General features: G+C 72.3%; 8 protein-coding genes. 5 read left to right on the forward strand and 3 right to left on the reverse strand.

Features of this window, described 5'->3' with window-relative positions; genetic code table 11:
• Positions 1 to 15: 15 nt before the first annotated feature.
• Positions 16 to 1,029 carry a YafY family protein gene (locus tag H483_RS34350; RefSeq protein WP_031265094.1) on the reverse strand — a complete coding sequence of 338 codons (1,014 nt, stop codon included), beginning with the start codon at positions 1,027 to 1,029 and terminating at the stop codon, positions 16 to 18.
• Between the two features lie 176 nt (positions 1,030 to 1,205).
• Here H483_RS34350 and H483_RS34355 point away from each other — a divergent pair, with 176 nt between their 5' ends.
• Positions 1,206 to 1,823, forward strand: a complete 618-nt coding sequence (locus tag H483_RS34355) for a DUF664 domain-containing protein (RefSeq protein ID WP_017837906.1) — start codon at positions 1,206 to 1,208, stop codon at positions 1,821 to 1,823.
• Between the two features lie 78 nt (positions 1,824 to 1,901).
• On the opposite strand, the gene H483_RS34360 is transcribed toward H483_RS34355, so the two are convergent.
• A complete protein-coding gene (locus H483_RS34360; RefSeq protein ID WP_152428034.1) occupies positions 1,902 to 3,389 on the reverse strand; it encodes a WS/DGAT domain-containing protein in 1,488 nt (495 codons plus the stop codon).
• A gap of 691 nt (positions 3,390 to 4,080) precedes the next feature.
• Here H483_RS34360 and H483_RS34365 point away from each other — a divergent pair.
• Positions 4,081 to 5,037, forward strand: a complete 957-nt coding sequence (locus H483_RS34365; protein WP_031265096.1) for a type IV toxin-antitoxin system AbiEi family antitoxin domain-containing protein — start codon at positions 4,081 to 4,083, stop codon at positions 5,035 to 5,037.
• A gap of 286 nt (positions 5,038 to 5,323) precedes the next feature.
• On the opposite strand, the gene H483_RS34370 is transcribed toward H483_RS34365, so the two are convergent.
• On the reverse strand, positions 5,324 to 6,484 hold the full coding sequence (locus H483_RS34370; protein ID WP_017837909.1) for an o-succinylbenzoate synthase: 1,161 nt from the start codon (positions 6,482 to 6,484) through the stop codon (positions 5,324 to 5,326).
• Between the two features lie 23 nt (positions 6,485 to 6,507).
• On the opposite strand from H483_RS34370, the gene H483_RS34375 reads away from it, so the two are divergent.
• The 3 genes from H483_RS34375 to H483_RS34385 are packed head-to-tail and all read left to right on the forward strand — an operon-like array spanning position 6,508 to position 9,676.
• Positions 6,508 to 7,491: a 1,4-dihydroxy-2-naphthoyl-CoA synthase gene (locus H483_RS34375; RefSeq protein ID WP_017837910.1), complete on the forward strand. Its 984-nt coding sequence runs from the start codon at positions 6,508 to 6,510 to the stop codon at positions 7,489 to 7,491.
• Positions 7,492 to 7,511: 20 nt separating this feature from the next.
• The gene (menE, locus tag H483_RS34380; protein ID WP_017837911.1) at positions 7,512 to 8,738 is read left to right on the forward strand and encodes an o-succinylbenzoate--CoA ligase; all 1,227 of its coding nucleotides are present in this window, start codon (positions 7,512 to 7,514) and stop codon (positions 8,736 to 8,738) included.
• The gene (locus H483_RS34385; protein WP_017837912.1) at positions 8,735 to 9,676 is read left to right on the forward strand and encodes a 1,4-dihydroxy-2-naphthoate polyprenyltransferase; all 942 of its coding nucleotides are present in this window, start codon (positions 8,735 to 8,737) and stop codon (positions 9,674 to 9,676) included. Before menE ends, H483_RS34385 begins: the two co-directional genes overlap by 4 nt.
• The last annotated feature ends 174 nt before the right edge of the window (positions 9,677 to 9,850 follow it).

Genomic DNA, 9,850 nt, shown 5'->3' on the forward strand with positions numbered 1-9,850 from the left:
TATGGGAGACACGCCCTAGTTGTCACCAGCGGTGGTCGCCGGGTCGTCGCCGTGGGGTCCGACGGGACCGGCCGCGGCGGCGAGCCGCCCGGCGAGTGCCGCGAGATGCTCGCGCAACCCGTCGGGCGACTCCACGACGAACGGCGCGGGCAGCCGACCCAGGTACCAGGCCAGCTCGCCGAGGGCGGCGGCGCCGGTCTCGAGACGACAGGCCGGGCCGTCGGGGTGGTCGACGGGCCGGAGCTCCGTGACGGTGCCGAAGGTGGGTGGGAAGCACTCGAGCACGTTCCGGGCGGTGGCCTGGACCACGACACTGGCACGGTGCTCGTACGGCGCGGTCGTCACCGAGTGCTGGACGTGGGTGGCCGGGTCGGGCACGTCGGGGCGAGGGGTGAACCGCCAGCGACTGCGGTGCACCGCGCGGATGCGGTCCAGCCGGAAGGTCCGCCAGTCCGCACGCTCGAGGTCGTAGGACAGCAGGTACCAGCGTCGGCCCAGAACGACGATCCGGTAGGGCTCGACGCGGCGTTCGGTGTCACGTCCGGCGCGGTCACGGTAGTCCAACCGCACCTGCTCGCTGCCCCGCACCGCGTGACCGAGCTCCATGAGCAGTTCAGGTTCGACCGGGGTGTCCGTGCCGGGGACGGCCACCATCGACTCGCTCACGTCGGCGACCCTCTCCCGCAGTCGGCCGGGCATGACCTGGTCGAGCTTGGTCAGCGCGCCCAGTGCGTGCTCGCCGACGCCGGCCACCGCCCCGCCGGCCGCCAACCGCAGGGCGATCGCCACGGCCACGGCCTCGCGGTCGTCCAGCAGGAGGGGCGGCAACCGGCGGCCCGAGCCCAGCCGGTACCCACCGCCCGCGCCGCGCTCGGATTCGACCGGATACCCCAGGTCGCGCAGCCGGTCCACGTCCCGCCGCACCGACCGGGTGGTCACACCGAGTTCGGCTGCGAGCTCCGGCCCGGTCCACACCGTGCGCCGCTGGAGCAGGTCGAGCAACCCCAGCACGCGCTGGGTCGTGGGCATCCTGTCGTCGGTCACGTCACCCAGTCTCGCACCGTCAGCGGACCGGATCTGTCCTGATCGGCTGAGAGTCTGCTGTCGGACCACGGTGCGGATCAGCGACTGATCCGTTGCCCGTCCGCCGACACCATCCCGTTCACGAGACACACCCGTTCACGAGACACACCCAGGAGCCCGCCATGCCACTGTTCCCCGCCGCCCACCCCACCGAGCGCGAGACCCTGCTCGAGTGGATCGACGACGCGCTCGTCAACGCCCGATCGATCGTCCACGGATTGACCGCCGACCAGCTTCGGGCACGCCCGGTCCCCTCGAGTGAGCTGACGCTCGGTTGGCTGATCCTGCACATCGGCCAGGTGGCCGAGGGATGGCTGGGCCGGGCTGCCGCGGCGCCGGACCCCCTGGAGACGGGACGATCACTGCCGGAGGCCTTCGAGTGGGCCGAGACCGTCAACCGTGTCGACCCCGGCGCGACCGCCGAGGAGATCCTCGCCGAGTACGACCGCCGGTGCGCGGCGGGGCTCGCCCATCTGCGTGCCGCCGAGCTGGACGCCCCGGTCCCGGTCCCCACCGAGATGCCGTGGTTCCCGGCGGACCTGGCACCGTTAAACGGCCGCTGGTGCGCTCATCACGTCCTCACCGAGATCAACCGGCACAGTGGGCACGCCGACCTCCTGCGCGAGGCGCTCGACGGGCGCACCATGTACGACCTGATCGCCGAGGACCAGGGCATCGACATGTCCTACATCGGTGCCTGGTTCGCCGCGCACCCGGAGGTCCCGGCGCCGGAGTGGTGAGCCGGGGGCGTCGGTACGGGGCCGTCGAGGTGGTGCGGCTGGCGCGCGAGGCTGGGCGGGTGAGCTCGGGGCGGCGGGTCAGTCCTCCCCGTGCCAGCCGTCGAACGTCGCGAACTGGCCCTCGATCAGTTCGGCGACCAGGTCCGGGTCCGGCACGAGCCCGGCATCGGTGGCGATCCCCACGGAGACGCTGCCGTCGTAGCTGAAGATGCAGATCCCCAGCGCCTGGTCGCCGCTCATCGGGACCCAGCCGAGCATTCCTTCGACCACGGTCCCGGCGAGGCTCACCGTGGAGACGGGTCCGGGCACCGAGGTGAGCTGGCCGACGGTCTTGTTGGCGAACAGGTCGATCACGGCGTGCTGCACCGCGGTCGGGGTGACCGCCACGGTGAGCATCGAGGCGAAGGTGATGTGCGGCTCGAACGAGTAGCGCACCCGGGTCATGGAGGTGGTGATGGCGTCGATGAGCTCGTCGGCGCCGTCGATCCCCAGCGGCAGGCGCATGAGGATGAGTGTGATGTGGTTACCCAGTTCCTCCGGGAGATCCTCGCTGCTCGGCGTCACCGACATCGGCACCATGAGGTTGATGTCGGAGACCTCGCGGTCACCGTGGGCGTCGAGGTACAGGGTGAGCGCCTTGGACACCGCCGCGATCATCACGGTGGTGACGGTGGTGTCGTGCGCCGTTGCCACCCGCTTGACGGCCGCGAGATCCAGCCCGGTGACCCAGGAGACCTTCTTGTTCGCGCGGGTGGGTCCGCTCCACGTCAGCTCCGGGGACCGGGGTTCGAACAGGAGACGGAAGATCGAGCGATACGTGTTGGTCGTGGTGTTGGTGGTCTCGACGGTGTCGGCCAGGGATTCGACGATTCGGGTGGGCACCCGGGTCAGCTCCGCACCCGGAGCCGAGACGTCCCTGGCCAGGCGCGCGAGCGTCACCGGGAACCTGATCGTGGCGCCCGCCAGTCCGCGGGCGATGCCGAGCGAGTCCTTGGCCAGTCCTGCCCCTGCCTGAGCGACCGCCCCCACGATCCCGCCCCCGCCCGAGGCCAGCTCTCGTCCCACCCGGGGCAGGGGGTCGTCGTCCTCGTGGTCGCACAATCCCAGGACCAGTTGGGACAGCCGGATGCCGTCGACCATCCCGTGCTGGACCCGGAACAGGATGAGCGCTCCCTCCCGCTCTCCCCCGTGTCCGTGGTAGCCCTCGATGAACTCGGTGCGCCAGATGGGGCGGTCGTCGGGCAGCGGGCTGCTCATCTGCTCGCCGACGTACGCCTCGGCCTCAGCGCGTCCGCCCGGCTCGGGGAGTCGACTGCGCACCAGGTGGCGGGAGAGGTCGAAGTCGGGATCGTCCTCCCAGTACCAGCGTCGGCCCCGCCGCACCGGGACCCGGCGGAACACCGGATGGGGCTCGACCATCCGGGTGGCGATCGCGTCGGTGACCGCGTCCCAGTCAGGGACCTCGGCGAACCACATGATCGAGTTGATGTACATGAGATTGTCCGGTCGGTCCATCATCAACCACAGTTGGTCCCGCAGTGGAATCCGGACTCTCGTCTCCGCCATCGTTCCCGGCCCCTCTCACCCACCGCCCACGTCGTGCGGACGCCGACCACCGTCCATGTCGTGCGGACGCCGACCACCGTCCATGTGATGTGGTCGCCGCCCCAGGCTAGAGCAGTTGTGACCCGTGTCACGGCCCTTCCCTCTGCTCAGCCGGACGATGAGCGGACGCGCATCATCCACACGCCGACCGGTCCCCCGCCGAGCGCCCGGAGGCACTGCTCACCGCGTCGACAGCGCCCCCGGCCCTTCCCGGGAGGTAGCGGCTCGCCTCCCGGCCCCGCCCCTGCCCCCGGTCCGCGTCCCTGCCTCCCGGCCTGCGCCCCTGCCTCCCGGGCAGCGTCCCCCGCAGCGTGCAGGCGCTCGCGCGCCTGCCGCAGAGTGCAGGCGCTCGCGCGCCTGACGTGTCGCTCGCGCGCCTGTACGACTCTTCGGCAGTCGCCCGTCGCCACGGCGTCTCGCGTGCGCATCGGTGCGCGCTAGACGCCATGCCCGCGGGCGTCTGTGCCGCCCGCTACCGGGGCGCACTACCGCCCCATCTCGACAGCCCGGCCGCGCGGCCGCCCCATCTCGACAGCCCGACCGTGCAGTCGCGGAGCGGCCCTTCACACCCCTCGCCCCGCTCCACAGCCTCGACGGATCGAGCAGTCCGACCCCACGGAAGTCAGGGCGGCGGGGGCGATACTGCGTGGCCATGAGCACCGATAGACTTCGCCCACCCGTCATAACCTCGTCCGAACTACTCGCCCGGGGTTACAGCCGCCGAGCGAGGGAGCACGCAGAGCGCACCGGACAGCTCTACCGTGTCCGCCACGGCGTCTACGTGCCCGCGGCCGACCTGCCCACCGGCCCCGACGAGGCCGAGGCCATGCTCGAGATGCGGTCGCGGGCCTCGGCGAGGTTCATCAGCCCCGGCACGGTGATGTCGCACACTTCTGCTCTCGTGCTGCACGGTTTGCCCGCTCAGGATCTGGACACCCGGCGGGTCACCACGACCAGGCATCGGCCGGGCAGCGGGAGCAGGCGGGGCGAGAACGCGATCTGCCACAGTCTGGATCTCGGTGACGCCGTGACGGAACTGGAGGGCATCCCGGTCACGACTCCGGCACGGACGATCGTCGACGTGGCGCGCACGAGCCCGTTCGCCGGCGCCGTCTGCGCTGCCGACGAGGCCCTGCGCCGCACTCTGTGCACCCTGGCCGAACTGGAGAACGAACTCGACGCCGCCGCCGGGCGGGTCGGCATCGCGCGGGCCCGCGCAGTGGTGGCGTTCGCGAACCCGGGTGCCCACTCGGTGCTCGAGTCCCTGAGCCGGGTCGCCATCACCCGCGCCGGCCTCCCCATGCCCCAGCTCCAGCACGAGTTCATCCTCTCGGACGGGTCACGGACTTTCGTCGACATGTACTGGAAGGAATGGGGACTCGTCGGGGAGGCGGACGGCTCGGGAAAGTACGGGATCGACGACGGCGAGGCGGGCGTCCGCCGGAAGCTACGCAATGAGAAGAACCGCCAGAACGAGATCGAAGCGCTGGGCAACATCTTCAGGAGATGGCAGTGGGAGGACTATCGCAGTGGCCGGATCGTGCCCCTCATCCGCGAGGCGCTGAGACTTCAGGAATCACTCGGCCGGGGGCCGCACCGCGTGGCATGAGAGCGGTTGCGGTGTGCGCACCGGCGACCACTCCACGCAGCGACCACTCCACTCGGTGACTATCGCTGGCCACGACACCCGCGAGTCCGAGCAGCCGCTCATGCGCCTGGCGTCTCGCGCACGCGTCTGGCGTCTTGCTCGCGCGCATGCCGACCTCTACCGCAGCCGCCCGCCGCAATGGCGTCCTGCCTGCGCAACAGTGCACGCCAGGCGCCACCGCGGGGGCGGCTGAGGGCGGGCGGCGGGCGGCTGGGGGCCGACACACGCGCGGAGAGGCACCGGCGCGTCACCGGGGCTGGAGCCGCTCGTGGCAGCGGCAGATGCGATCCATCCACCAGTCCCGGCGGTCGGCGCTCGCTCGCAGGCCCTCCAGCCTAGCCGGGTCCGGGGCCACCGCCGCCACCGGGAGATAGCCGTCGACCAGTGAGACCACGCCGGGGTCCACCACGTCCTCCACGAAGAACCCGCCGGTGCCCAGTCCTGCGGCGGGGATGCCGTCGTCTCCCGCTCCGCCGCCGGTGCCCAGTCCTGCGGCGGGGATGCCGTCGTCTCCCGCTCCGCCGCCTCCCGCCCGGTCAGCCCCTGAGCGGACGCCCGGGAGCGCCGCGGCCGCAGCGACCCCGGCCGCGACCCCCACTGCCGAGTCCAGTGCGCTCGAGACGGTGACCGGCACACCCAGTTCCGCGGCCACGGCGAGGAGCCTGCGGGGCCCTCCCAGCGGGGCGACCTTGACCACTGCGCGGTCGGCGCCGCCCGCGCGGACCACTCGCAGGGGGTCCTCGGCCCGGCGGATGGACTCGTCGGCGGCCACGTCCACGTGCACCCCGTCGGCGGCCAGGCGCGCGCGCAGCTGCACCAACTCATCGACGGTGGCGCACGGCTGCTCGACGTACTCCAGGCCCAGGCCGTCCAGGGCGACCGGCCCCGTGCCCGGAGCGCGCCGGGAGTCGACCGCTCGGACCGCCTGGTCCAGAACCCGGACCGCGTGCGCGGCCTCCGCGACCGTCCAGGCCCCGTTGGCGTCGACCCGGACACGGGCGTCGGGGCGGGCCTGCAGAACCGCGGCGACCCGCGCGACGTCGTCGACGAGCTGCTGTCCCCTCTCGGCCACCTTGACCTTGACGGTGCCGCACCCGGGGAACCGGTCGAGGATCCCCGCCACCTCGCCCGCCGAGACCGCCGGGACCGTCGCGTTGACGGCGACCCGCGAGCGCAGCGCCGGCGGCGGGCCCTGCCACGCCATCTCCAGCGCGGAGCGCAGCCAGTGGACGGCCTCGGGGTCGTCGTACTCCGGGAAGGCGCCGAACTCGCCCCACCCGGCCGGACCCTCGACCAGTGCCACCTCTCGTTCGGTGACGCCGCGGAACCGGACCCGCATCGGCAGGGCCACCACGTGGACGCGGGCGAGCAGATCATCGATCGACTCGGGGCCCGGTACGGATGTCATGCCTCCACGCTAACGTCGAACCCATGACCGACAGCAGCGCAGCGCAGGGCGAGACCGCGAACCCGTTCGATCCGTCGCAGTGGCGGGAGGTCGAAGGCTTCCGCAGCGGCGAGGACCTGACGGACCTGACCTATCACCGCCACGTGGGCGAGAGCCGGGCCGACGGGATCGTGCGCATCGCCTTCGACCGCCCCGAGGTGCGCAACGCCTTCCGTCCGCACACCGTGGACGAGCTGTACCGGGTGTTCGACCACGCCCGCCGCTCCCCCGATGTGGGCACCGTGTTGTTCACCGGCAACGGACCGAGCGCCAAAGACGGCGGCTGGGCGTTCTGCTCGGGCGGGGACCAGCGCATCCGCGGCCGGTCCGGGTACCAGTACTCCACCGAGCACGACTCGGACGTGGCCGGCGCGACGGCGGACAAGGTCGACCAGGCGCGGGTGAAGGCCGAGGGCGGACGTCTGCACATCCTGGAGGTGCAGCGGCTCATCCGCACCATGCCCAAGGTGGTGATCTGCCTGGTGAACGGCTGGGCGGCGGGCGGCGGGCACTCCCTGCACGTGGTGAGCGACCTGACCCTGGCCAGCCGCGAGCACGCCCGGTTCAAGCAGACCGACGCCGACGTGGGGTCCTTCGACGCCGGGTACGGCAGCGCGTACCTGGCCAAGCAGGTGGGTCAGAAGTTCGCGCGCGAGATCTTCTTCCTCGGTCAGGCCTACACGGCCGAGGAGATGTTCCAGATGGGCGCGGTCAACCGGGTCGTCGACCACGCCGAGCTGGAGAACACCGCGATCGAGTGGGCGCGGCAGATCAACGGCAAGTCGCCCACGGCCCAGCGGATGCTCAAGTTCGCGTTCAACCTCACCGACGACGGGCTGATGGGTCAGCAGGTGTTCGCCGGCGAGGCCACGCGGCTGGCGTACATGACCGACGAGGCCGTCGAGGGCCGGGACGCGTTCCTGGAGAAGCGCGCCCCGGACTGGGACGAATTCCCCTACTACTACTGATCAGAGAACCGAACCGGTCCATGCCCGCCACCCGTGAGCTGCGCACCCTGCCCGTCCCCGGCGGCACGGCGGTGGCCGAGCTGTACCCCGAGTTTAAGCAGCTGCTCGACGACAGTGGCCCCGCCCTGCTGCCCGTCCCGGCCGATGATCCGGTGCGTACGCGCCTGCTCTCGGACGCCATGCGGCCCGGTTACCCCGTCGACGACCGGACGGCACTGGTGGTGAGCACCTCGGGGTCGACGGGTACTCCCAAGGGGGCGATGCTCTCGGCCCCGGCGTTGGCCGCGTCGGCGGCCGCCACGGATGCTGCCCTCGGCGGGCCGGGCCGCTGGCTGCTGGCGCTCCCCGGGCACCACATCGCCGGACTGCAGGTGATCCTGCGCAGCCTCCGATCCGGCCTGGAGCCGGTCGTGATGGACGTGACCGAGGGATTCGATCCGGCATCCCTCCCGGGCGCGGTGGCCGCGTGCCGCGCGGGCACCACGGCCGGCGACAGCACCGGGTCGGCCCGCCGCGGCGCGCCCCCGCGGGCCTATACCTCCCTGGTCCCCGGCCAGTTGGCCAAGGCCCTCGACGACGGCCCTCCCGCGGCCGTGACCGCCCTGGCCTCACTCGACGCCGTGTTGCTGGGCGGAGCGGCTGCCGCACCGGAGCTGCTCGCCCGCGCCGCCGACGCCGGCATCCGGGTGGTCCGGACCTACGGCATGAGCGAGACCGCGGGCGGATGTGTGTACGACGGCGAACCCCTGCCCGGGGTGACGGTGGAGGTCGACGACGACTCCGGCCGCGTCTGGCTGTCCGGCCCGCAGCTCGCCCTGGGGTACCGCAACGCGCCCGGCCACCCGGCGTTCGCCCGCAAAGGATGGTTCCGGACCGACGACGCCGGCCGTATCGACGACCAGGGCAGGCTCCGGATCCTGGGCAGACTGGACGAGGCGTTGAGCGTCGGCGGGCTCACGCTCCTGCCGCAGGCGGTCGAGGACGCACTCCGTCAACACGCCGCGGTGGTCGACGTCGTCGTCGTCGGGATCCCGGATGCCCGCCTCGGCACCCGGCCCGTCGCGGCGGTCACCCTGCGGACGGCGGCCACTCCGGACGAGCTCCGTTCCCACGTCACCGCCATGCTCGGGGCGCACTCGGCGCCCGCCGCGGTGGTTGTCGTGGATGCCCTCCCGGTGCTGCCGGGCGGCAAGATCGACCGGCGGACCGTCGCGGCGCGGTTCGTCGATGGGACAATCGGAGGATGACCCGCGAGACCGACTTCTCCGATGCCGCCGAGCGCCCCGAGCCACCCGCCCGGCCGACCGGGGCCACCCTGTCCGACTGGCTCGAGGGCGCGCGACCCCGGACGTGGCCCAACGCGTTCGCCCCGGTCCTCGTGGGTTCGGCGGCCGCGGCGCTGGCCGGGGGCTTCGTCTGGTGGAAGGCGCTACTCGCACTGGTGGTGGCGTGGTCGTTCATCGTGGGCGTCAACTACGCCAACGACTACTCCGACGGCATCCGCGGAACGGACGACGACCGCGTCGGCCCGCTGCGTCTCGTGGGGTCGGGGCTCGCCCGGCCACAGACGGTGAAGTGGGCGGCGTTCGCGTTCCTCGGTCTGGGAGGTCTGGCCGGGGTGGTGCTCAGCGTCACCTCGGCGCCGTGGCTGATCGCGGTGGGCCTGGTGTGCATTCTCGCCGCCTGGTTCTACACCGGCGGCAGGACTCCCTACGGGTACCGCGGGCTCGGCGAGGTGGCGGTGTTCGTGTTCTTCGGTCTGGTGGCCGTGACGGGCACGCAGTTCACCCAGCTCGGCTCCGTCACCTGGTACGCGCTCGTCGCGGCGGTGGCAGTGGGCAGCTTTTCGTGCGCGGTCAACCTCACCAACAATCTGCGGGACATCCCGTCGGACACCGAGGCGGGCAAGATCACGCTGGCCGTCCGGCTGGGCGACTCACGGACCCGGGGCCTGCACGCCGTCCTGGAGTTGCTGGTGCCGCTCCTGGCCACGCTGGCGCTGATCCCGGCGACACCGTGGGCGCTGCTGGGCCTGCTGGCGATGCCGATCGCGTGGAAGGCCAACGGGCCGGTCCGGGCACGCGCCACGGGCGCCGGGCTCATTCCCGCACTCACGGTGGCCGGGATGGCCATGCTCGCCTGGAGCGTCCTGGTCAGCGCGGGGATGCTGATCGCCTCCCTGTAGCGCTACTTGCCGAGCGACCCGTCCGGCACGATCTCCCAGGCCGCCTGGATACCGTCGTTGATCGCCAGCGCCGCGCCGCGGAGGGCATCCCTGACCTCGACCGGCAGCGGGAGCGCGTCGATATCGGCGATGGCGATGGTGCCGGGCGCAGGTGGCGCCGCGGGGGCCGGGGCG

This window comes from Dietzia sp. UCD-THP (genome assembly GCF_000349585.1).
GTDB classification, from domain to species: domain Bacteria; phylum Actinomycetota; class Actinomycetes; order Mycobacteriales; family Mycobacteriaceae; genus Dietzia; species Dietzia natronolimnaea_A.

What these genes read in the sequence shown, in the direction of transcription:
- H483_RS34360 (WP_152428034.1), bottom strand. Translation starts at nt 3,389, where the DNA reads ATGGCGGAGACGAGAGTCCGGATTCCACTGCGGGACCAACTGTGGTTG.
- H483_RS34370 (WP_017837909.1), bottom strand. Translation starts at nt 6,484, where the DNA reads ATGACATCCGTACCGGGCCCCGAGTCGATCGATGATCTGCTCGCCCGC.
- H483_RS34385 (WP_017837912.1), top strand. Translation starts at nt 8,735, where the DNA reads ATGACCCGCGAGACCGACTTCTCCGATGCCGCCGAGCGCCCCGAGCCA.
- H483_RS34350 (WP_031265094.1), bottom strand. Translation starts at nt 1,029, where the DNA reads ATGCCCACGACCCAGCGCGTGCTGGGGTTGCTCGACCTGCTCCAGCGG.
- menE (WP_017837911.1), top strand. Translation starts at nt 7,512, where the DNA reads ATGCCCGCCACCCGTGAGCTGCGCACCCTGCCCGTCCCCGGCGGCACG.
- H483_RS34375 (WP_017837910.1), top strand. Translation starts at nt 6,508, where the DNA reads ATGACCGACAGCAGCGCAGCGCAGGGCGAGACCGCGAACCCGTTCGAT.
- H483_RS34355 (WP_017837906.1), top strand. Translation starts at nt 1,206, where the DNA reads ATGCCACTGTTCCCCGCCGCCCACCCCACCGAGCGCGAGACCCTGCTC.
- H483_RS34365 (WP_031265096.1), top strand. Translation starts at nt 4,081, where the DNA reads ATGAGCACCGATAGACTTCGCCCACCCGTCATAACCTCGTCCGAACTA.